This window comes from Saccharopolyspora sp. NPDC002376 (genome assembly GCF_053593195.1).
Genome location: NZ_JBSFBZ010000001.1, coordinates 86,499 through 108,246 on the forward strand (window position 1 = coordinate 86,499; position 21,748 = coordinate 108,246).

Annotated in this window: 22 protein-coding genes; 10 read left to right on the forward strand and 12 right to left on the reverse strand. The window is 68.9% G+C overall.

All coding sequences use genetic code 11. The features are described 5' to 3' along the window. The first annotated feature begins 13 nt into the window (after positions 1 to 13). Positions 14 to 310, forward strand: coding sequence for a YciI family protein (locus ACWCO2_RS00450; protein ID WP_450125530.1), 297 nt, complete (start codon positions 14 to 16; stop codon positions 308 to 310). Between the two features lie 33 nt (positions 311 to 343). Here ACWCO2_RS00450 and ACWCO2_RS00455 read toward each other — a convergent pair whose 3' ends face one another. The 3 genes from ACWCO2_RS00455 to ACWCO2_RS00465 form a co-directional block, all read right to left on the reverse strand. Next, positions 344 to 1,057, reverse strand: a complete 714-nt coding sequence (locus ACWCO2_RS00455; RefSeq protein WP_450125531.1) for a class I SAM-dependent methyltransferase — start codon at positions 1,055 to 1,057, stop codon at positions 344 to 346. Between the two features lie 25 nt (positions 1,058 to 1,082). Then, positions 1,083 to 3,725: a rifamycin-inactivating phosphotransferase gene (gene rph, locus ACWCO2_RS00460; protein WP_450125532.1), complete on the reverse strand. Its 2,643-nt coding sequence runs from the start codon at positions 3,723 to 3,725 to the stop codon at positions 1,083 to 1,085. Positions 3,726 to 4,043: 318 nt separating this feature from the next. Continuing rightward, entirely contained in the window at positions 4,044 to 5,177 is a 1,134-nt protein-coding gene (locus ACWCO2_RS00465) for a M20/M25/M40 family metallo-hydrolase (RefSeq protein ID WP_450125533.1), read from the reverse strand. Positions 5,178 to 5,317: 140 nt separating this feature from the next. On the opposite strand from ACWCO2_RS00465, the gene ACWCO2_RS00470 reads away from it, so the two are divergent. Genes ACWCO2_RS00470 through ACWCO2_RS00490 form a run of 5 tightly spaced genes read left to right on the forward strand, consistent with a single transcriptional unit; the run spans position 5,318 to position 10,952 of the window. After that, complete coding sequence (locus ACWCO2_RS00470; RefSeq protein WP_450125534.1) at positions 5,318 to 6,112, forward strand: GNAT family N-acetyltransferase; 795 nt, start codon at positions 5,318 to 5,320, stop codon at positions 6,110 to 6,112. After that, positions 6,099 to 6,758: a MurR/RpiR family transcriptional regulator gene (locus ACWCO2_RS00475; RefSeq protein ID WP_450125535.1), complete on the forward strand. Its 660-nt coding sequence runs from the start codon at positions 6,099 to 6,101 to the stop codon at positions 6,756 to 6,758. The genes ACWCO2_RS00470 and ACWCO2_RS00475 overlap by 14 nt, the downstream gene beginning before the upstream one ends. An 8-nt stretch (positions 6,759 to 6,766) precedes the next feature. Then, positions 6,767 to 7,888 (forward strand): o-succinylbenzoate synthase, encoded by a 1,122-nt coding sequence (gene menC, locus ACWCO2_RS00480; RefSeq protein WP_450125536.1) that lies wholly within the window; start codon positions 6,767 to 6,769, stop codon positions 7,886 to 7,888. Next, positions 7,885 to 9,318 (forward strand): Na+/H+ antiporter NhaC family protein, encoded by a 1,434-nt coding sequence (locus tag ACWCO2_RS00485; protein ID WP_450125537.1) that lies wholly within the window; start codon positions 7,885 to 7,887, stop codon positions 9,316 to 9,318. The genes menC and ACWCO2_RS00485 overlap by 4 nt, the downstream gene beginning before the upstream one ends. A 59-nt stretch (positions 9,319 to 9,377) precedes the next feature. Then, entirely contained in the window at positions 9,378 to 10,952 is a 1,575-nt protein-coding gene (locus ACWCO2_RS00490; protein ID WP_450125538.1) for an N-acyl-D-amino-acid deacylase family protein, read from the forward strand. Positions 10,953 to 11,033: 81 nt separating this feature from the next. On the opposite strand, the gene ACWCO2_RS00495 is transcribed toward ACWCO2_RS00490, so the two are convergent. From ACWCO2_RS00495 to ACWCO2_RS00505, 3 genes are all read right to left on the reverse strand, one after another. After that, positions 11,034 to 11,942, reverse strand: a complete 909-nt coding sequence (locus ACWCO2_RS00495; RefSeq protein WP_450125772.1) for an RluA family pseudouridine synthase — start codon at positions 11,940 to 11,942, stop codon at positions 11,034 to 11,036. A gap of 23 nt (positions 11,943 to 11,965) precedes the next feature. Next, positions 11,966 to 12,442: an N-acetyltransferase family protein gene (locus ACWCO2_RS00500; protein ID WP_450125773.1), complete on the reverse strand. Its 477-nt coding sequence runs from the start codon at positions 12,440 to 12,442 to the stop codon at positions 11,966 to 11,968. A gap of 92 nt (positions 12,443 to 12,534) precedes the next feature. Then, the gene (locus tag ACWCO2_RS00505; protein ID WP_450125539.1) at positions 12,535 to 12,702 is read right to left on the reverse strand and encodes a hypothetical protein; all 168 of its coding nucleotides are present in this window, start codon (positions 12,700 to 12,702) and stop codon (positions 12,535 to 12,537) included. 152 nt (positions 12,703 to 12,854) lie between these two features. Here ACWCO2_RS00505 and ACWCO2_RS00510 point away from each other — a divergent pair, with 152 nt between their 5' ends. Continuing rightward, on the forward strand, positions 12,855 to 13,019 hold the full coding sequence (locus tag ACWCO2_RS00510; protein ID WP_450125540.1) for a hypothetical protein: 165 nt from the start codon (positions 12,855 to 12,857) through the stop codon (positions 13,017 to 13,019). Between the two features lie 62 nt (positions 13,020 to 13,081). Further along, the gene (locus ACWCO2_RS00515) at positions 13,082 to 13,300 is read left to right on the forward strand and encodes a tautomerase family protein (RefSeq protein WP_450125541.1); all 219 of its coding nucleotides are present in this window, start codon (positions 13,082 to 13,084) and stop codon (positions 13,298 to 13,300) included. 11 nt (positions 13,301 to 13,311) lie between these two features. Here ACWCO2_RS00515 and ACWCO2_RS00520 read toward each other — a convergent pair whose 3' ends face one another. From ACWCO2_RS00520 to ACWCO2_RS00530, 3 genes are read right to left on the reverse strand one after another with little or no spacing between them, the layout of a single operon-like run. Then, positions 13,312 to 14,763 (reverse strand): MFS transporter, encoded by a 1,452-nt coding sequence (locus tag ACWCO2_RS00520; protein ID WP_450125542.1) that lies wholly within the window; start codon positions 14,761 to 14,763, stop codon positions 13,312 to 13,314. A gap of 31 nt (positions 14,764 to 14,794) precedes the next feature. Then, on the reverse strand, positions 14,795 to 16,057 hold the full coding sequence (locus ACWCO2_RS00525; RefSeq protein WP_450125543.1) for a cytochrome P450: 1,263 nt from the start codon (positions 16,055 to 16,057) through the stop codon (positions 14,795 to 14,797). 57 nt (positions 16,058 to 16,114) lie between these two features. Then, entirely contained in the window at positions 16,115 to 17,068 is a 954-nt protein-coding gene (locus tag ACWCO2_RS00530) for a U32 family peptidase (RefSeq protein WP_450125544.1), read from the reverse strand. A gap of 159 nt (positions 17,069 to 17,227) precedes the next feature. Between ACWCO2_RS00530 and ACWCO2_RS00535 the strand changes: the two genes are divergently transcribed. Beyond that, a complete protein-coding gene (locus tag ACWCO2_RS00535; protein ID WP_450125545.1) occupies positions 17,228 to 17,995 on the forward strand; it encodes an IclR family transcriptional regulator in 768 nt (255 codons plus the stop codon). A 247-nt stretch (positions 17,996 to 18,242) separates the two neighbouring features. Here ACWCO2_RS00535 and ACWCO2_RS00540 read toward each other — a convergent pair whose 3' ends face one another. Next, positions 18,243 to 18,668: a universal stress protein gene (locus ACWCO2_RS00540; RefSeq protein WP_450125546.1), complete on the reverse strand. Its 426-nt coding sequence runs from the start codon at positions 18,666 to 18,668 to the stop codon at positions 18,243 to 18,245. Positions 18,669 to 19,051: 383 nt separating this feature from the next. On the opposite strand from ACWCO2_RS00540, the gene ACWCO2_RS00545 reads away from it, so the two are divergent. Then, positions 19,052 to 20,218 (forward strand): S8 family serine peptidase, encoded by a 1,167-nt coding sequence (locus ACWCO2_RS00545; protein WP_450125547.1) that lies wholly within the window; start codon positions 19,052 to 19,054, stop codon positions 20,216 to 20,218. 67 nt (positions 20,219 to 20,285) lie between these two features. Here ACWCO2_RS00545 and ACWCO2_RS00550 read toward each other — a convergent pair whose 3' ends face one another. Together ACWCO2_RS00550 and ACWCO2_RS00555 are read right to left on the reverse strand one after the other, a co-directional pair. Next, positions 20,286 to 20,609: a hypothetical protein gene (locus tag ACWCO2_RS00550; RefSeq protein WP_450125548.1), complete on the reverse strand. Its 324-nt coding sequence runs from the start codon at positions 20,607 to 20,609 to the stop codon at positions 20,286 to 20,288. A gap of 101 nt (positions 20,610 to 20,710) precedes the next feature. After that, positions 20,711 to 21,670 (reverse strand): phytoene/squalene synthase family protein, encoded by a 960-nt coding sequence (locus ACWCO2_RS00555; RefSeq protein ID WP_450125549.1) that lies wholly within the window; start codon positions 21,668 to 21,670, stop codon positions 20,711 to 20,713. Positions 21,671 to 21,748: the final 78 nt, after the last annotated feature.

A 21,748-nucleotide genomic window follows, 5' to 3' on the forward strand; every position in this document is an offset into this window, starting at 1 on the left:
AACAGGAGCGGAAATGCCTTATTTCATCGAAACGTTCGACAAGCCGGACCACCAGCAGGTGCGGCAGGACAACCGGCCGGCGCACCTGGCGTTCCTCGAGGAGCACAAGGAGCTGCTGCTGGCCTGCGGAGCCAAGCTCCCCGACGACGGCGACGCACCCACGGGCGGGGTCTACCTGGTCGACGTCGAAACCCGCGCCGAAGCCGAGGACTTCATCGCCCGGGACCCGTTCACCCGGGCCGATCTGTTCACCGAGGTCACAATCCTCCGCTGGCGAAAGGCCTACCTGTCCGGCCAGGGTTACCAGTAGTGGTCGTGAGTGCCTAGCCGTGCTCCAGCACGGCTAGGCACTCACGACATCGGGCCGGGCGCGGATCGCGAGGAAGCCGGTCGGCTCGCGGTTAAGGCGTTCGTAGCGCTCCGGCGAGATCTCCGCGGCGGCCGCGGTCGGCCGGGGTTCCCGCAGTCGTTCGATGACGAACCCGGCCTGGAACAGCTCCTCGCAGGTCACCTCCAGCGGTGCGGTCCAGTACCGCACCTGCCAGCCCTTGCTCCAGACCTCCTCGACGACGCGCGGCTCGAAGTAGTTGCCGCCGAGGCGGAGCCAGTCGCCGGTCGGATGCATCCGCGAGAGCACCAGTGCCCCACCGGGCCGCAGCACGCGGCGAAACTCGCGCATTGCGGCCACCCGGTCGTCCAGGTATTCCACGGCCAGCGCGAACAGCACCAGATCGACCGAGGCGTCCGGCAGCCAGACCAGGGGATCGGACAGGTCGTGCACTCGGAAGTCCCCTGCGGTGACCCGGTTCGAGGCCAGTTCGACCATCCGCTCACTGATGTCGCAGCCGATCACCTGCGCCCCACGCGCGACCAGCTCGGCGGCGTAGAGGCCGGGGCCGCACGCGGCGTCGAGCACCCTTCTCCCCGCGACGTCGCCGAGCAGGTCGAGGCAGGCCGGACGGTCGTAGTGGGCGTTGTAGAACCCGTCCTCGGCGTGTTCGGCGAATTCTTCGGCGAACACGTCGTACTGCGCGTCGCGCCCTACTGCTTCTCCCATACCGCCGATCTTGGCAGAGCTCAGCTCAGCACGTCTCGGACAGGATTTCGACGTAGCCGATCGTTGCGTTCACGCGGATTCGCTGCCCGTCCTTGATCAGGCGGGTGGCGTGCTCCACCCCGACGACGGCTGGCAAGCCGTACTCCCGGGCGATCACCGCGCCGTGGGTCATCAGGCCGCCCACCTCCGTCACCAGGCCTTGGGCCGTGACGAACACGGGCGACCAGCTGGGATCGGTGTAGGCGGTGACCAGGATGTCGCCCGCCTCGAGATCGGCCTCGGTCATGTCCAGGACGACGCGGGCGCGCCCCTCGACGATCCCGCTGGAAACCGGCAGGCCGACAAGTGCATCGGCTGGCACGTCCTCGCGTCGGTAGGACCCGGTGATGGTCTCGCCGTCCGATGTGAGGACTCGGGGAGGCGTGAGCGCCTGATATCCGCTGAACGCCTCCTTGCGCTGGCGGATGAGCTGGTGGTCGACCTGCCCGGTGCGCACGACGTCGTGGAGTTCCTGGAACCGGAGGTAGAAGATGTCCTCCCCGTCGCGAAGCACTCCGGTCTGCACCAGGCGCTCGGCCTCTTCCAGCAGCGCCTGCTTGTAGACGAAGTAGCGGCTGATCATGCCGTACTTCGGATACTCCCGGTACCCGACGAAGGTTCGCAGGCGGTCGATCATCGACTTGGTCTCTTCGGCTTTCCGCTCTCCGCCCGGCAGGGCCTGCAAGCGCTCCAGCAGCTCCTGCTCCTTCTTCCAGACCTCCTGCCGCCCCTGTTCGAAGCGCTGCCGGCTGGCGCCGGGCTCGAAGTTCTCGATGTTGCCGAGAATCACGGGCACGAGGGCGCTGGGGCGCTCGCTCCAGCGCGGTCTCGTGATGTCGATCTCGCCGACGCAGCGCATGCCGTACTGGTCGAGGTAGGCGCGGATCGCGTCCTGCGCCTCGCGCCCGCCCGCGAGATCGGGCAGTTCGTCCAGGAAGTCTTCGTCCTCGACGTCCTTCAGGAAGGCCACCACCTCCGGATGCGGGCGGATCGCATCTGCGACGTCCAGGAGCGCGAGCCCCATCTCCGAAGTGACGTTGTTGGGGGCGGACTGCGTGAGCACGTCGGCTGCGTTCTCCTCGCCCAGCCACACGTGCATCTCCTTGTTGAGCCACCACGTCGCCCCCATCCCAGCCATGATCACCTGAAGGCTGTGCGGGGCGAACAAGACGCGCTTGAGCTCCTGGAGGTCCTCCAGGATAAAGTCGAACAGCTCCGATCCGCGTTTCTCCCGGATGTCGTGCTTGAGCGCAGCGAGGGACGCCTGGCTCTGCGCGATCAGCTCGTCGACGATGGCAGGATCGGTTTCGATCGGATCCGGCGCGCCACCAGCGGGCGGCCCGTCCGGGGCATCCCCCGACGGCGCCGGGACGAAGTCGCCGCGGTCGAGAACGGTCTGCAGCGCATCCCTCATCAGCGGATCCGACGTCCCCATGGCTTCCAGGAGCCCGGCGCGGGTGGCCGGTGATGCCAAGCGCTTGGTGACGTCGACGAACAACCGCCCACCAGCCTCGGACATGGGCCGTGGCGTGGTCAACTGCCAGAAGGACAGGTCCAGGGGCTTCATCGGGTCGGTCATCATCTGCTGATGGCCGACGGAGAGGTACACGTGGTTCTCCTGGTCCTCGACCGGTGGGACGGGGAACAGCGTGGTGATCGGCCGGCTCTGGACGATCTGGAAGTCACCGTCGACCAGGCACCACTCGATGTCCTGGGGACGGCCGAGGTGCGCTTCGATTCGCCTGCCCAGCTGCGCGAGCTGCACCACCTGCGCATCGGTCAGCGCTGGTTGCTGCTGCAACTCCGGCTCGATCGCCTGCTGCTGCGTCCCGCCTCCTGGCACGGCGAGGATGGCCAACTGCTTGGCGGCGACCGTCTTGTCGGCGACTTCGCCGTCCCGCACCTCGTAGACGTCCGCGTTCACCAGACCGGAGACCAGGGCCTCGCCGAGGCCGAAGCTGGCCTCCACGCTGGTGACCTTCCGGTTCGACGTGACGGGGTCGGCCGTGAACAGGACGCCGGACGCGTCCGGCGAGACCATCCGCTGCACGACCACGGCCATGTGGACCTTGCGGTGGTCGAAACCATTGCGCAGGCGGTAGGTCACGGCCCGTTCGGTGAAGAGCGAGGCCCAGCACGACCGGATGTGCTCGAGGATCGCCGCAGGTCCCACGACGTTCAAGTACGTGTCCTGCTGGCCTGCGAAGGACGCCGTTGGCAGGTCTTCGGCCGTCGCGCTGGATCGGACGGCGTAGGCCCCTTTCTCGTCCAGGCTGGAGAGTGGGCGAGTGATCGCTGCCGCCAGATCGTCGGGGATGGGGATCCCCGCGACAGCGCTGCGGATCTCCGCGCTGAGCGCGGCGATCGCGCCCCGGTCGTCCGGGCTCAGGTGCGACAGCTGGTCGAGCTGATCTTCGAGCGATGGTGCGCTTGCCATGAGCCGCCGGAATGCGTCCGTCGTCACGCAGTAGCCAGCAGGCACGCGAATGCCTTCGATCCGCGAGAGCTCGCCCAGGTGTGCGCCCTTGCCCCCGACGAGCGCGATCTGGCTCTGGTCGATCTCCTGGAAACCCAGCACGTAGCGGCCAGGTGAGGAGGACATCGCCGTACTGCTGCCGGTATCAACCACTGCTTCTCCCCATGTCCGTCGGTTGGCGCGCCCGGCAGGCGCACGCATCCGCGAGTCCCTGATTTTCGCAGGTCCTGGCTTCGGACGGAGATTCTGCGGCACGACCCGGGCCTTGCCGCAAGCCCCCTGGTGCGCTATAAGTTGAAAGAGGCAGGGAGAGACGTACTTCTTCCTGCCGTTCGCGTCCGGTTCGGACGGACAATCACTTCTCAAAGCCACAGCGCTCCCGCATGGACGTGGCGCTTTGATCTGGCTGCGATGCGCGAGTTGTTCCGTCGAGCGGGTTGCGTCGCACAACCCGCTCGACAGAACCGCGGATCAGAGGTGGGCGAGCAGGGAGGCGGTCAGGGCTGCTCGTTCGGGCAGGGTCGCCGTGATGATCTGCTCGTCCAGGGCGTGTGCACCTCGGCCGACCGGGCCGAGGCCGTCGAGGCTCGGCACACCCAGGGATCCGGTCAGGTTGGTGTCGGCCGCTCCGGCCGCCGGGCGTCCCGAGACTTCCTGACCGACGGCTTGCCCAGCGCGGGCCAGCGCGTCGGTCAGTTCCCCGGTTTCCGGTTCCGTCCACACTGGACGGCTGGTGAGGATCTCCGCGGTGACGGTCGTTCCGGGGCGGACCGGCGCCAGGTCCTGCAGCGCCGCCAGCACGGAGCGTTCGGTCTCGGTGTCGGTGAAGCGCATGCCGATCTCGCACGACGCCTCGCCGGGCACCACGTTGGTCCGGCCACCGCCGGCGATCGTGCCGACGTTGCACAGCATGTCCGGATGATCGGCGGCGATCTGCCGCACGACGAGGAGCTGGTCGATCAGTTCCTCGATGGCTGACGCGCCGTCCTCGGGGGCCAGCGCGGCGTGCGATTCCCGGCCGGTCACGTGGATGCGAGCGCGGGTGCTGCCCCAGCGGGCGGTCTTCACCGCGCCGTCGGGGTGCGGGGGCTCGAAGCCCAGCGCGGCGATCGCGTCGCGGCAGTGCTCGGCGACGAGTTCCCGCGCCGAGGGCGAGCCGACTTCCTCGTCCGCGACCAGGATCATCGTGACCGGCGGGTGCGCGATCCCGTGCTGGGCGAGGAGTTCCACGGCGGTTTCGAAGACGACGAGCCCGCCCTTCATGTCGTACACGCCCGGCCCGTGGATCCGGCCGTCCCGCTCCAGCCACGGCACGGAGCCGTCGAGCGTGCCGGTGGGCCACACCGTGTCGTGGTGGCCGAGGCACAGGACCGGTCGCTCGCGGTGTTTGTCGCCGGTGCCGGGGAAGTGCGCGACCAGGTTGGCGCCGGTGGCGCTGGCGTGCAGTCCGGTGCGGGCGCCGAGTTCGTCGTAGCGCCGCTGCAGCAGATCGAGCAGGGCGTTGAGCGCGTCGGCGTCCCCGCTCGGCGTTTCCAGGTGGACGTAGCGGTGCAGCCGGTCGCGCATCCGCGCCGCGTCGACAGCTTCGCTTTCGATCAGACTCACAGATATGAAACGTATCTTTTCGAAGTGCTTCAGGCAAGACCATTGACAAACGGTGTTTCGAAACGCATCTTGTTGCAAGTTACGTTTCGTAAGATGACTGCATAGGGCGATTGTTCCGATGCAGTGCGTGAGGAGGGGCCGTGGGACGCGGACCTACATCGGAGGTCCGGGCGGCCGGTTTCGTCGTCCAGAACCTGAACACCGCCGAGCTGCAGCGGCAGGCTGCCGCGCTGTACCGGCGCGTGTTCGGCTACCGCGATTCCGACGTCGGGCTGAGCCCGCCGCTGCTGACAGCGCTGCTGCGCAACGGCGGTTCGGTCGTCGGAGCGGTGGGGGAGGACGGTGCGCTGCTCGGCTTCGCCTACGGCATGCGCGGCGGTGACGGCACGCGGATGTACCACTACTCGCAGGCCGCGGTCGTCGCGCCGGAGAGCCAGGGCATCGGGCTGGGCCGGAAGCTGAAGCAGGCGCAGGCCGAGGTCGCCCGCGACACCGGGATGCGCTTCATGCGCTGGAGCTACGACCCGCTGATCTCCCGCAACGCGCACTTCAACCTCGACGTGCTGGGTGCGGTCGGCCGCTGGTACGTCGACGACTTCTACTTGCACGAGCAGTCGGACCGGGTCGTCGTCGAATGGGACCTGGAGCAGACTCCCGAACCTTTCGCGCCAGCTGAGCCAACACCGCACTTCACGAGCGCGGATTGGGGAACCAAGCAGGACTTCGGCGACCACGGCCGGCTCGTGGTGCCTTCGGACCCGGCGCTGCTCGAACCAGCCCAGGCGGCCGAGGTGAGGTCCGCCGTGCGCGCCGGATTCCACGAGTTCCTCGCCTCCGGCCTCGCCGCCCGCTCCTGCCAGAAGGTCTCGGCGGAGACCTCGGTTTACTGGTTCACCCGTGTTCCGATCATCGGAGGTGACCATGACCGCCCATGACGTAAACCGCGACCTCAGCAGCCCGCGCCAGCGCTACGAAGCGCGCGTGCAGCGCAGCTCGGCGGCCGTCCTGCAGCAGCGGGTCGTCGAGCAGGAGATCCGGTCGCTGGACGCGGCGATGGAATCGATCGCCGGCGACGGTTCGGTCGAGCGAGCCGCCGCGCTGGTGGTGGGGGCGCGTCGCCGGTTCATCCTCGGCTCCGGCAAATCTTTCGCCTACGCGTGCCTGCTGGCCGCCGACCTAGGCGCGTCGCTGTCGAACGTGACCACCATCGACGGCCGCATCGTGCAGGCCGTCGACGTGCTGACCGAAGTGCGCTCCAGCGACGTGCTGATCGTCTTCTCGCTGCGCCGCTACCGCCGCGAGAGCATCGAGGTCGCCCGCCAGTTCACCGCCTCCGGCGGCACGCTGGTCGTGGTGACCGACTCCGAAGACGCCCCACTGGCTGCGGTCGCGGACGCGGTCATCGTCGTGCAGACCGAGAGCGCGTCCTATTCGGACTCGCCGACCGCCGTCGCCGCCGTCGCGCACGTGCTGGCCACCCTGACCACCGCTAGCGCCAAGGGGGCACAACGCCGCCTCGGCGAGCGGGACCGCTTCTCCCGCGCTCTGGGGATTTACGCGGACGAAGCAGAAAACCTCTGATCGGAGACATGATGAAGATCGCCAGCGCTACGCTGCACCGCGTCCGCCTGCCGCTGAAGCACAGCTTCCAGACCAGCTCGCACCGCAAGAACCACCTCGAGCACATCCTGGTGCAGCTGGTCGACGAGTCCGGAGCCGTGGGCTGGGGCGAGATCGCCTCGCCGAGCGACCCGTACTACGCGTCGGACACGGTCGAGACGAGCTGGTCGATCGCCACCGGATACCTGCTGCCGGCCATCCTCGGCCGCGAGGTCGAGCACCCGAGCCAGCTCGGCGAGCTCTACGGCAAGGTGCGCGGGCACCGCTTCGCCGCCGCCGGGATCGACGCCGCCGGCTGGGCGCTGTGGACCACGCAGCAGGGCGTTCCGCTGGCCCAAGCGCTCGGCGGCGAGCGGGAAACCGTGGTGGCCGGGGTGTCGCTGGGCATCGAGCCCACCATCGACGAACTGCTGGTACAGGTGCAGCGCCAGGTCGATGCCGGCTACCCGCGGGTGAAGCTGAAGATCGCCCCGGGCTGGGACGTCGAGCCGGTCAAGCAGGTCCGGGCCGCCTTCCCGAAGCTGAACCTGCACGTCGACGCCAACGGCGCCTACCTGGACATCGCCGAGCACCGCTCCGTGCTGCGCGAACTGGACCACTTCGAGCTGGCCATGATCGAGCAGCCGTTCGCGCCGCGCGCGCTGCTGCCCTCCGCTGAGCTGCAGGCGTCCCTCGAAACCCCGGTCTGCCTGGACGAATCCGTGGACACCCTGGACGATCTGCGCACCGCGATCGCGCTGAAGGCGGCGCGGATCCTCAACATCAAGGCTTCCCGCATGGGCGGGCTGACCACCGCCGTCGCCGCGCACGACCTGGCCCGCGACGCGGGCTGGCCGGTGTGGTGCGGCGGGATGCACGAGTTCGGCGTCGGCCGCATCGCCAACGTGGCGCTGTCCAGCCTGCCCGGATTCAGCTTGCCCTCCGATGTCTCGGCATCGGAGAAGTACTACGCCCGCGATGTGGTGAACCCACCGCTGGTTGCGCACGAGGGGGTCGTTGCCGTGCCCACCACCCCGGGGCTCGGTGTCGAGGTCGACGAGGACTTCATCGCCCAGCACAGCCACCAGACCCACAGAAAGCAGTCCTCATGAGCAATGTGGACAGTGCGGGTGCGCCGCCGAGAGCGGACACCCCGACCGGGCCTTTGAAGGCCCGAAGATCGATCATCACGATTACCGCCGTAGCCGGCCTGGTCCTGTCCGCGGCCCTCGGCCCGTTCGTCGAGGTCCCCACGCTGTGGGGACTCGTGCCGATCGTGCTCTACGCAGCGCTCGCGCTGCTCGGCATGGACATCATGGTGGCCACCGTCGTCGCGGTGGTCTCCGCACTGCTGATCATGATGCCCACCCCGGCCGCGATCGGGGAGATGCTTGGCGAATCGCTCGGTGACCAGGTCACCATCATCGGCCTGGTCATCATGCTCGGCGCCGGGGTCGGCGAGATCCTGCGCAGCACCGGCATCGCGGCGACCATCGTGCGCGGCGTGATGCGCGTGGTCGGAGAGCGCAACCGCTCCGCAGCCACGCTGGGCGTGATGATCTCCTGCCTGGTGCTGGTCGCCAGCCTGGGCACCCTGGCCGGTGCGCTGGCGATCGCCGCACCGCTGCTGCTGCCGATCGTCGCCCGGCTCGGCTTCACCCGCTCGGCGACGGCGGCGATGATGTTCACCGGCGGCTGCGCTGGCCTGGCGTTGGCACCTTTCGCCGGTTCCAACGTCGCGATCATGAGCGCTGCCGAGGTCGGCTACCTGCAGTACCTGCTCTACGGCGCCGGGCCGCTGGCGGTGTTGTCGCTGATCGCGGGCCTGATGATCGTGCCGTGGATGCAGCGGCGGACCGAAGGAACCGGGGACGACTACAACGCCGAAGACCTCGGCGCCGTCGACGAGGAGCCGGTGCGCGGCAGCGGGCGGGCGACCGCGGCGTTCGCCATCGTCCTGGTCGCCAGCGTCGCCTACGCGATCGTCTCCGGAGCCGGCACCACGTTCCCGCTGCTGGCTCTGCCGGTGCTCGGGATCGTCGCCGGTCTGGTCGGCGGGCTGAGCCCGACCGAGATCGCGGTCCAGATGTACCGGGGCGCGGCGCGGTTGGTGAACGTGTTCCTGCTGTTCTGGCTGTTGGCGGTGCTGTTCGCCGAGATCGACGAGCTGCAGCCGTTCCAGGTCATCCTCGACACCTACGGCACCAGCATGCAGGGCCTGTCGCCGTTCGTGTTCGCGCTGCTCATCGCCGGGCTCGGTTGGGTCGGGGTGCCGGGTGCGACTGCTGCGCAGGTGGTGCTGCTGAACAAGGTGTTTGGTGGCCTCGCGATGAGCCTCGGGATCAGCTCGGGTGCCTGGGTCGTGGTGCTGCTGTTCGCGTCCAAGGCCGACACCTACGGTCCGTTCCCCAACGCCAACATGGTCAGCGCGATGAGCTTGGCCCGCTCGACCAACTTGAAGAACATCTTGCTGACCGGCTTCGCACTCCTGGTGCCGTGCTGCCTGATGTACGCGGTGATCCTTTTCTTCGAAACCAGCTGAAGTCGGGGCCGTGCGGCGTTGCGACGTCGCACGGCCCCGCCGAGTCCGAGGAAGTGCCCGTGTTCGACATCGTGATCAACGGCGGCGAGGTGGTCGACGGGACCGGCGCGCCGCGACGACGCTGCAACGTCGGCATTGCAGGCGACCGGATCGCCGAGTTCAGCACCGAAAAGCTCTCCGGGCGGCGGGAAATCGACGCCACCGGGCAGATCGTCGCCCCTGGCTTCATCGACCTGCACTCCCACGCCGACTACACCCTGGAAGGCGATCCGGCGGCCGTCACCCAGATCCATCAGGGCGTGACGACGCTGGTGACCGGCAACTGCGGGCATTCCCCGTTCCCGTTCACCGACCTGGACCTGATCCGCCGCGCCAGCATCATCGACGACCGGGCGATGAGCTGGAAGTGGCGCGATGCGGCGGGATTCCAAGACGCGGTCGGGGGAGCGGCGGTCAACGTCGCGCTGCAGGTCGGCCACAACGCGGTGCGCCTGGCGGTGCTCGGCGACGCCGACCGAGCGCCGACCGCAGCCGAGCTGGACCGGATGTGCGAGCTGGTGAAAACCGCCGCACAGCAAGGAGTTGTCGGCTTCTCCACCGGACTGATCTACGCCCCGGGCGTGTTCGCCGACGCCGCGGAAGTGCGTGCGCTGGTGGCCGCAGCTGCATCGGCCGGACTGCTGTACTCCACGCACATGCGCAATGAAGCGGCGACGATGCTCGACGCGGTGCGCGAGGCGATCGAAGCCGCCGAACTCGCTGGCGCCCGCTTGGAGATCTCGCACCTCAAGGCGATGGGCCCGGAGAACCACGGCAAGGTCGTGGAAGCCCTCGCACTCATCGACACCGCCCGCGAACGCGGCGTGGACGTCACCGCCGACGTCTACCCCTACACCGCATCCAGCACGTCGCTGGTCTCGCGCCTGAGCCCGTGGGCTGTTGACGGCGGCAAGGACGCACTCCTGAAGCGCCTGGCGGACCCCGCCACCCGTGAGCGGATCGCCGCCGAGCTGCGCGCCAGGTTCGGCCGGGACATCGACCCGGAAGGCCTGGTCATCGCCGATCTGCCGATCGGTGCTGAAAGCGCGGACATCGGGCTGTCGGTCGCCGAGATCGGCCGCCGCGATGGCGTCGACCCGGCAGAAGCGGCGCTGCGCGTGCTGGACGAGCACTCGGCGAACGTGACGATCGTGAACCACGCGATGAGCGAAGCCGACGTCGACGCCGTGCTCCAGCACCCGTGGGTGTCGGTGGCCAGCGACGGCTGGATCATGACCGAGCAGGGCGAAGGCCGACCGCACCCGCGCAGCTTTGGCACCTTTGCCCGAGTCCTCGGCCGTTACGTGCGGGAACGCGGCGTCGTGTCCCTCGAGGACGCGGTGCGCAAGATGACCGCACTGCCCGCGGCCAGGATCAGACTGACCGACCGCGGCGTGCTGGCCGAGGGCAAAGCCGCCGATGTCGCCGTGTTCGACCCCGCCACGATCATCGACAACTCGACCTTCGAACAACCGTGGCAGTTGGCGACGGGCTGCTCAACGGTCCTGGTCAATGGCGTGCCAGTACTGCTCGACGGCAACCCCACCGGCCGCACCAGCGGAACGGTACTGACCCCGGCGGCTGGCCATACATAAGTCTGGGCACCCGCAGTCCAGGGAACGTCTGAGGTTCCGCTACCCGCACCGCCACGCAAAACGAGCTCGTCAGACAGGTTCTCAGGTCCAGCCGCTCAGCGTCCGGCGGGATTCGAAGCGTCGCTGCTCGCCGGTGATCGGGTCGGTGAGTTCCAGGACCTTGGCCAGTAGCTGCAGCGGCTGGCTGAAGTCGTCGGCGGCGCGCTCCCGCACCACCGGGTAGAGTTCGTCGCCGACGATCGGGACACCCAGGCTGTTCAAGTGCACCCGCAGCTGGTGGGTGCGCCCGGTGCGGGGGAGCAGTCGGTAGCGGCCGAGGTCGCCGCGCTGTTCGACGAGCTCCACGCGGGTCTCGCTGTTCGGCTCGCCCGGCACTTCTTCAGCGGCCAGCACACCGCGCTGCTTGTGGATCCGGCTGCGCACCGTGCGGGGAAACTCCAGGTCCGGGGTGAAACCGGCGACGGCCTCGTATTCCTTGTGCACCAAACGGTCGTGGAACAACGTCTGATACGCGCCGCGATGCTGCGGGGTGATCACGAACATGACCAACCCCGCGGTCAGTCGATCCAAGCGGTGCGCCGGGCTGAGCTGCGGGAGGTCGAGCTCGCGGCGCAACCGGACCAGCGCGGTCTCCAGGACGTGCCCGCCGCGCGGGGTGGTGGCCAGGAAGTGCGGCTTGTCCACCACCAGCAGGTGTTCGTCGCGGTGCAGAACGTCGATCGCGAACGGCACGGGTGTCTCCACCGGCAGGTCGCGGTGGAACCAGATGAACGCGCCCGGGGTGAACGGGGTGTCCAAGCCGAGCGGGCCGTCGACGCCGACGATCAGGCCCTCCCGCAGCATCGCCTCGATGCGTTCGGGCGGGAGCTTCGGGATCCGGTCGACGAGGTGGTCCCGAACGGTGCGCCACTGCCCGTCGAGGGGCAGCCGCATCCGGACCGGGTCCACGCCGTGCCGCTGCGGCAGCGGCGAAGTGAGCTTGCGTCGCATCGCGACACCAGCGTAGCCGGTGGTCACAGGGCCATTTTGAAGCCCTCGTGGGACGCGGTGAAGCCGAGCCGCTGGTAGAAGCGGTGCGCAGCAGCCCGCTGCTTGTCGGTGGTCAACTGCACCAAGGCGCAGCCGCGACGACGCGCTTCGTCGATGGCCCACTTGAACATCTCGCCGCCGAGGCCGTGGCTGCGGTGCTGCTCGTGAACGCGCACTGCTTCGATCTGAGCGCGCAGCGCACCGCGCCGGGCCAGGCCGGGGATGAACGTCAGCTGCATGGTGCCCACGACCTCGTCACCGGTGGTCACCACCAGCAGCAGTTGCGCTGGATCGGCGTCGATGGCGGCGAAAGCTGTCTGGTAGGGCGCGAGATCGTCGGCGGACTCGCGGGTGGCCCCGAGCTGATCAGCGGCCAGCAGCTCGATGACAGCGGCGAGGTCGTCCTCGGTCGCCCGGCGAAGTTGGTAGGTGACGGGTCCGACGGGCAACGTCGCGAGCATGCTCACCGAACTCTCCACAGTGGATTCCAGAGCTGATGTCCAGGCACGACGGTAGTCGATGCGCAGCCTTCACCGGAAGCGCTGGAGAGGGCTCAGCCGAGCAGTTTGGCGAAGAACCAGCCGACTCGGCTGACCTTGCGGATCCGCGGGTTGTCGGCGACTCCGTGGATCTCCCACTGCTGCCCGCACACCTCGCAGGTCCACAAGCCGATCTGGCTGGTGTCGGGTTCGCACGGGTGCCCTCGACGCCCTTTTCGCATGGCTTGATCACACCACAGCAATCCGCTGCCGTGGGGTGCTCCGCTGCGGGCGGATCGGGTGAAACCGTGACTTTTGGCCTTACCCAGCGTGCACGCTCTGGCCGTAGCGTCGTGCACGGTTGCTCATTCGGGGAGAGGAAGAGGGGCCGCAAGTGACCGTGCGAGAAATGGTGGACCAGATGGAGCGGCGCTGGGACGAGCTGATGACCCTGCGCGCGAGCCCGGACATGTACGGCAGCGAGAGCCTCGACGGCCAGCTCGCCGAATTGGAACTCTGGCTCCTCCGCATGCAGCGACTGACCACTCCAACCGCATGACCGGAGTCCGAATCAGCAGGTGAGCACCCGCCAGGGTGATCGGGGCGCAGAGGAGCTGTCCTATGCCGTTCATCGACATCAAGGTGATCGCAGGTGTGTACACCGACGAGGAGAAGCGGCGGCTGGTGGAGAACGTCTCCGAAGCCGTCATCGCCGTCGAAGGCGAAGCACTGCGACCGGCGACGCACGTGGTGATCACCGAGACGCCCAGCGGCGGGTGGGCGATCGGGGGTAAGCCCCTGACCGCCGAAGACGTCCGGGCGAAGCGGGCCTCCGGATGATCGGCAGCCCGTCACCGGGTCTGGTGGCAGGTGCAGGGGTCCTGGCAGGCGTGGTTGAGGCCCGGCAGGGGGTAGGTGTCCACGCGTTCCGAGCGGCCGATGGTGAGCCAGGACAGGACTCCGCCGGCCGCGCACAGGATCGCTGAGATCAGGAGGGCTCGGCCGAAGCCGGGACCGAGCGGGGCACCGGCCGCGGTGTGCGACAGGCCCGCGACCACGGGCAGCACCGCTACCGCGAGCAGGCCGGCCAGGCGGGACACCGCGTTGTTCACCCCGGAGGCGACTCCGGCGTTGTACTCGCTCACCGAGGCGAGCACAGCCGAGGTCAGCGGTGCCACGGTGATCGACAGGCCGAGACCGAACACCAGCACTCCGGGCAGTACCCCGGACGCGTAGGTGCTGCCGGGGACTGCCCAGGTCAGCAACGTGAGACCGGTCGCGCAGATGAGCGGGCCGAACGTCATCGGCAGCCGTGGGCCGGTGCGCTGCGCGACTGCTCCCACCCGGCCGGAGAGCAGCAGCATGATGATCGTGATCGGCAATGTCGCGATACCCGCCTGGAGCGCGCTGTAGCCCATGGACTGCTGCAACTGCAGCGACAGCAGGAACAACGCCCCGCTCAGCGCCGCGTACACGGTCAGCGTCGTGAGGTTGGCTCCGGTGAACTGCGCGGAGCGGAACAGCGACAGCGGCAGCAGCGGGCTGGGGTGGTGCAGCTCGATCAGTGGGAAGGACACCAAACCCGTTGCTCCGGCGACGGCCGCCGTGATGGTCAGCGGTGTCCAGCCCACCGTCGGGATCTCGATCAGTGCGAACACCGTCCCGGCCAGCCCGACGGTCACCGCGAGAGCGCCGAAGACGTCCAGCCGGCCCGCTGCCTGCGGGTTGCGGGTCTCCGGGACGTGTCGGAGCGCCAGCAGCGCAGCCGCGGCGATCGGCACGTTGATGAAGAACACCGCGCGCCAGGACACCGCGTCCACCAGCCAGCCACCGACGAACGGTCCGATCGCCGAGGCCACGCCGGTCAGGCCCGCCCACCGGCCCACGGCCTCACCGCGGTCCTGCTGCCGGATCGTCGAGTTGATCAGCGCCAGGCTGCCGGGCACCAGCAGCGCCCCGCCGACGCCCTGCAACAGCCGCGCCACGACGAGCGCTTCGCCGGTCGGCGCGAACCCGCATCCCAACGACGCGATGGTGAACAGCACCAGCCCGATCACGTACACGCGTCGGCGGCCGTAGCGGTCGCCGAGCGCTCCGCCGAGCAGCAGCAACGCGCTGAGGGTGAGCAGGTAGGCGTCGAGCACCCACTGCAGGACGCTGAGACCGCCGCCGACCTCGCGGCCGATCGCCGGCAGTGCGACGTTGACGACCGAACCGTCCAGGAACGCCACGCCGGAGCCCAGGATCGTGGCGAGGAGGATCCAGCGACCCGACCGCGATCGCAGCGCTGCGGCATTGCTCATCAGCTGACCATAGGCCGAGATCGGGGTGGGCTCAGCGCGGACCGAGGGTGAAGGACATCGGCAGGTGCTTGATGCCGTTGATGAAGTTCGACACCAGGTGCTGCACCGGCCCGGTCACCTGCAGGTCGCGCATCCGCCACAGCGCCTCGCGGTAGAAGGCGCGCAGCTGCAACCGCGCGAAGTGCGCGCCCAGGCAGACGTGCGGGCCATCGCCGAAGGCGACGTGGTCGTTGGGGGAGCGGCGGATGTCGAAGCGGTGCGGTTCGGGGAACCGCTCCTCGTCGAAGTGCGCCGAGCAGTGGAACACCACGACCTTGTCCCCGGCCCGGATCTGCTGCCCGCCGAGCTCGGTGTCGGTGATGGCGGTGCGGCGGAAGCTGAGCACCGGCGGGTGGAAGCGCAGCGTCTCCTCGATCGCGGAGTCGAGCAGCTCCGGTTCCGTCAGCAGCAGTCGGTGCTGGTCGGGATGCTGGGCGAAGGCGAGCACACCACCCGGCAGGGCGCTGCGCACCGTGTCGTTGCCCGCCACGGACAGCAGGAAGAAGAACATCTCCAGCTCGGCGTCGGCCAGTCCGCGCCCGTCGAGCTCGGCGTTGGCCAGCGCGGTCATCACGTCGTCCGCCGGATTGCGGCGCTTGAACGCCGCGAGGTCCTGGGCGAAGGCGAACATGTCCGCCAGCATGGCCGGGGCACGTGGGTTCACCGGTTTTCCATCGGTGTCCAGGGCGACCTCGGAGTGCTCGGGATCCTGGTAGCCGATCACCCTGTTGGTCCACTCCAGCAGCATCCCGCGATCGGTCTCCGGCACGCCGAGCAGGTCCGCGAGGTTGCGCAGCGGGTAGTCATCGGTCACCTCGACCGGCAGATCGCAGCCGCCGCGCTCGATCACCTCGTCGACCAGCAGTCGCGCCCGCTCGGCCACGGCATCGCGGAACCGGCCGACGCGCCGCGGCGTGAACGCCCGGCTGACCAGCCGCCGCAGCCGCCCGTGCTCCGGCGGGTCGAGGTTGAGCATCATGCGCCGGATGAACGGCAGGTCCTCCGGCGCGGGATCGCGGATCTGGGTGGCGCCCAACCAGGACGAGTAGAGGTCAGCGGACTTCAACACCGAGACGACATCGGAATGCCGGGTCACCGCCCAGAAACCGGGGCCCGCAGGCCAGTCGCCGACCTCGCGCTCCTGCTGCCAGCTCACCGGGGCGTGCTCGCGCAGCCACGCGAAGTCCTCGTGCGGCACGCCTGCGGCGTACTTGCGCGGGTCGAACACGTCCGGGACTTGGGTGGGCGCTGCCATCGCGACTCCTTCTCCGGTGCCGGTCCAGGCATACTCTGGCCGCCGCGCGGGCAAGCGTCAACGTCCAACCCGGTCGTCCACAGTGGATCGATGCTGCGGGACGGCGAGACCGTCCGCCGCGAGCTTCGAGGTCCGGGCGTCTGGCGCGTAGCGGCGCAGCAGGTCCAGTCCGATCTGGGCGCGGCGCACCCGCTCCCGTCCCAGTGCCACCGCGGTGGGGGTCAGGTGCGTTCCGCTGGGGTAGATGTTCGGGGCGTTGCGCAGGCCGAACTTGACGTGCACCGGTGCCGCGACGCGCACGATCTCGGCGATCTCGAAGTGCCGGACGAAACCGCCCATATCGTCGGGCGCTTCGACGTAGACGTCCAGCGGCAGGTCGGTGGCGGCGCGGATCGCGGCTAGCTGTCCGATGCTCAGATCGGTGGGCACGTTGTAGGTGTCAGCGCCCAGATCCTCGGCGATGCGCACCGAAGCCGGGTTCGCCAGTCCCATTTGGACGCTGATCTTGAACTGCAGGTCAGGCGGCAGATCGCCGGCCGCGCGCATCGCGGACGCGGTCTTGAGCACGCCGAGATCGGTGATCAGGACGCTGCGGATGCCCGCCTCGGCAGTCCGTTTGATGTCTTCGAGCGCGTGCACGAGCTGTTCGGTGCCGCGCGCTTGCGCCGCTACTGACCCGCCGCCTGAGGCGGTGGCCATCGGGCTGGTGTCCCACCCGGCGACCGGCCGGGCGAACAGGCTCAGCTCGATCGAACGCGCGGCAGCGGTATCGGCCATGGCGCGCAGTTCCGCGTCGGTGAGCAGCATTCCGCCGCTGCCTTGCGAGATGCGGTGCACCGCGACCTGGCGCGCCTCGGCCTCAGCGAGCACGGCGTCGAGGACTTCGGGACCTTCCGTGCTCGGGATCTCCACCCGGTACTGCGCACCGTCCGGAAACCGTTTTGTGCTGGTGACAGGGGCGTCCTCGCCGGGCAAGCCCTGGGAACGCAGGAACTCTCGGGTCTGGCGCACGCATCCGCTCCGTTCGAGATTCCAAACTACGTTCGGAAAATCGTATGAACTGGCGGGATGCATGGTCAAGCAGGACACCCGCTCGGCGGCCGGTATCGGATACGATGTTCGAAATATCGGTCACGCGCCGGAGATCGTCGGCGGGGAGGAGCACCAGCGGTGGCACGAGCGGTACCAGCGGTGGAGCGGGCATTCGACGTACTGGAGTTGTTCCTGGACGCCCACGAGCTCAGCGCGCCGGAGATCACCGCGCAGCTCGGCCTGCCGCGCACCACGGTGCACGAGCTGGTCGGCACGCTCAGCGAACGCGGCTACTTGATGCCCGCGGGGCGCGGCAGCAACAAGTTCCGGCTGGGGGTGCGCGGATTCCAGCTCGGCTCGGCCTACGCCGAACGCCTCGACCTGGCCAGGGAGGGGCAGCTGGTCGCGGAGGAAATCGCCGAACGCTGCCAGGAGACGGTGCACGTCGGCGTCCGCGAGGGCACCGAGGTACTCTACGTGGCCAAGGTCGACAGCAGCCACCCGGTCCGCATGGTCTCGGCGGTGGGCCGGCGACTGCCCGCGCACTGCACCGCGGTCGGCAAGGCGCTGCTGGCGCCGCTGTCGCGAGCCGAGGTCGACGAGCTCTACGGCAACCGCCGCCTCAATGCGATGACCGAGCACAGCATCACCACCCGCAAGGCACTGCGCGCCGAGCTCGACCAGATCGCCGAGGACGGGGTGGCGCGCGAGTACTGCGAATCCAACGAAGCGGCGGCGTGCGTGGCCGCACCCGTGCGCGACCACACCGGTGAGGTCGTGGCCGCCATCAGCATCGCGGTCCCGATTCTGCGCTGGAACGAGGAAACCGAAGCCGCCCTGCGCGACCTGATCCGAGAGGGCGCGGCCACCCTCTCCGAACACCTCGGCCACGCAGAACGCGACTGATCAAGGCCTGTCTGACGAACTCGTTTTGCGCGGCGGTGCGGGTAGTGGAACCTCAGCGTCCGCCTGAGCTGCGGGATCCCGGACTTATGTATGTCCGAATACACGGCGTGCGGGCTGTCCTCGTCAGGCGAACGCTGAGAACCCGCGGCGGTGCCAGCGCCGGGAGTGAGCTAAACGCCTCCGGCGATTCAAAGACAAAGACCAAGAACAGGGTTAAGACAAGCACTCTGCTCCGAACCGCTGCAGTTCAGTAGCGGACGATGACCACCGGGCACTTGGCGTGCACGGCGCAGCGTTGACTGACTGAGCCGAGCAGGGCGCCGTAGAAGCTGCCGTGCCCTCGGCTGCCGACCACCAGCAGCTCGGCACCGTCGGCGGCGTCCAGCAGCGCTTGGGCGGCGTGCCCGTGGGTGAGCGTGCGCTCGATCGGCACCTTCGGGAGGTCCTCGTCCTGGATCTGGTCGACGGCGTCGTCGAGGGCCTTGCGCGCCGCGTCCTCGAAGTCGTCCGGCGGCATCGGGCCGCCCTCCCAGCTGTAGAACGCCGGGAACTCCCAGGCCCCGACGGCGTGCACGGACCCGTCGAGCAGCGCTGCCTGCTTCACCGCCCACCGCAGCGCGCACTTCGACGGGTCCGAACCGTCCACTCCGACGACGATCTTGCGTTCGGTCATGGCACCAGCCCTCCGTCAGCTTTAGGCCTGCTCGAGCGCACGACACGCGCGTGTTCCATGGAAGTACGAACCGGTGACCTCGTCCAGTCCTGGATCCGCGATCAGGACCTGCTCCGCCGATTACCCCCAGTGTGCGGACCGGAAGTCCCCGCTGACATACCGCGCCTGCGCCCGGTACCTGAACTGACCCCATCCGGTTAAGCCCGAAAGCGTTGTGCTCTGCGGAAACCAGTGTGAATATTCGGTACCCGCGGTACGGAAAGTGCAGACCTTACCCGGCTGGGTGCTTGTGACTCAACGTAGTGCGCGATACACCTGGGAATGCTGTGGCGAAATCTGGGAACGCTGTGGCGAGCCACCGACCACATCTGAGGTGAGCAACCATGACCACCGAGGGGAACACCACCGGACGCTATCTGGTGCTACTGGAAGACAACGCGACCATCATCGGAACCCGGGAGCTGTCCCGGCTGACCGGCATCCGCTGCGCCAACACCGCCGATGCCGCTGGCGCGGCGCCCGGTGAGCTGTTCCGCAGCGCGGGCGGGATCGTGCTGCACGACCTGGGCGTCGCGCTGATCGGCGCCGACGACGACCAGTTCACGTCGCTGCAGCGGGCGGCGGGCGATCGCGGGCCGATCGCGGGAATCGAGGCCGAACGCCGCGTGTTCGCGATCGGCGACCCGTCGACCTCCGCCGAGGACGGCGAGTTCACCTGGGGGCTGCAGTCGGTGCGTGCGGATCGCACCCAGCCCACCGGCAAGGACGTCCGGGTCGCGGTGCTCGACACCGGCCTGGACCTCAAGCACCCCGACTTCGCCGACCGGGACATCGTCACCGGTTCCTTCGTCGAGGGCCAGGACGTCCAGGACGGGCACGGACATGGCACGCACGTGACTGGAACCTCCTGCGGACCGCGGGCCTCCTCGGAAGGGCCGGGCTACGGCATCGCTTCGGAAGCCAGCATCTACGCGGGCAAGGTCCTCGGCGACGACGGTTCGGGCAGTGACGGCGGCATCCTGTCCGGGATCCAGTGGGCCATCTCCAACGGCTGCGCGGTGGTGTCGATGTCGCTGGGTGCGCCCGCGCAGGCTGGCACGCCCTACTCCGATGCGTTCGAGAAGGTCGCGCAGCGGGCGATGGAGCGCGGCACGCTGATCATCGCCGCCGCGGGCAACGAGAGCGATCGTTCGGCGGGCACGATCGCACCGGTCGGACACCCGGCGAACTGCCCGTCGATCATGGCCATCGGCGCGATCGATTCGCAGCTGCAGATCGCCGACTTCTCCTCCGGCACGGTCGACGAGATCGGGCAGGTGGACCTGGTGGGTCCCGGTGTCGACGTCTACTCCAGCTGGCCGGGCGCGGAACGCTACCGCAAGCTCAGCGGAACCAGCATGGCCACCCCGCACGTCTCCGGCGTGGCCGCGCTGTACGCCCAGCAGTACGCGGAGCGGGCGTGGGGCCTGTGGGCGCGGCTGTCGCAGACGGCTCGCCGCATGCCGCTGGCCGCCACCGACGTAGGTGCCGGACTGATTCAAGCACCGTGAGCACGTGAGGACGCCTCCGGGCGAGCCGAATCACCCGGAGGCGCCCTCCGCAACGTCGGCGCGCAGGTCATTCTCCGTCGTAAATGGCCTGCGCGGCGACCTTGGTGCTGTTGCCGAGGTCCTCGGCCGCCGCGGCCGCTTGGTCGAGCGCGACGTGCACGGCCGAAGGCTCAGCAGTGTTGGGTTGCTTGAACGTGGAGGCCAGACCGTCCAGCTGCCGGGCGAGCCGCGCACTGGTCGCGGTGATGACGAGCAACGCCTCCCGCGCCTCGGCGATCGCCTCCGGCGACCTGACGAGGTCTCGGGCGCTGTGATCCAACCGGCGACCGGCCTGCTCGATCAACTCGGCGGTCGTGTCGACGTTCCGCCAGCGCGGAGTACCGCTGCTCATCTGGTCGCTCCCCACAGCATCCGATAGCTCCGCACGGGTGCCCCCGAACCGGAGAAGGCCTCATGCCATTCGGATTACCCGAGTGACCCGATCGACATGCTTCACAGGCGCGTGCGGAGGCTAACTGCGGCCACCGCGCTCACCGCCGCCGCTGCCACGCCGAACCGTCGCGGCCCGGACACCGCCACCCGGCGGCGGAACACGTCGTAGCCGGACTCCACGATGCAGTCGAGGATCTCGCCGTAGAGCGTGAACGCGGTGCGCACGCAGGGTCGCGAGCGAGGCGTGAGCAGCGCGATGCCGGGCTCCGCGCCCCGGTACAGCGCGCGAGTGCGCGCCACCTGGTCGGCGAAGGCCTGGCGCACCCGCCGGTCGGGGCGACCGGTGCGGTGGCACCACGCCAGTCGCTCGCGGTCCACGCCGAACGCGGCCAGCTCGTCCAACGGCAGGTAGACCCGACCGCGGTCGAGGTCCTCGGCGACATCGCGCAGGAAGTTCGTCAGCTGGAAGGCCTCGCCGAGCGCAGCGGCGTAAGGAGCGGCGTCCGCGGTGGGGGACACCGTGCCGAACACGGGGAGCAGCTGGAGGCCGATCACGGCAGCCGAACCGTGCACGTAGGCGTCCAGTGCGGCGCGGGTGGGGTAGTCGCGGACGGTCAGATCCATCCGCATCGAGGCCATGAAATCGGTGAACAGAGCCGGATCGATCTCGTGCCGCGACGTGGTGTCGATGAGCGCGGCGAGGATCGGGTGCTCGCTGGACCCGGTGCGCAGTCCGGCGCGCAGCTCACCGTCCAGCTCGTCGACCGCCTCCTGGCGCTCGTGCACCGTCTGCGGCCCGGTTTCGTCGACGATGTCGTCCACCCACCGCGCGAAGCCGTACAGCGCGTGCACGGACGGTCGCTGCGCTGCCGGCAGCAGGCGCGTGGCGAGGAAGTAGGTGCGGCCGTGCTGGGCGTTGAGCGTCCGGCACCGCTGGTAGGCGGGGCGCAGGTGCGGCTGGATGCGGGCGACGTCGAGCTCGCGGCGTGCCGCCGCCGACGACCTGATACCCGTGTCCATACCGGAAATCACAGCACACGGAGTGCGCCGACGTGCTCACGGTGCCGCTCGCGGTGAACCCCGTCACTATGGAATGTC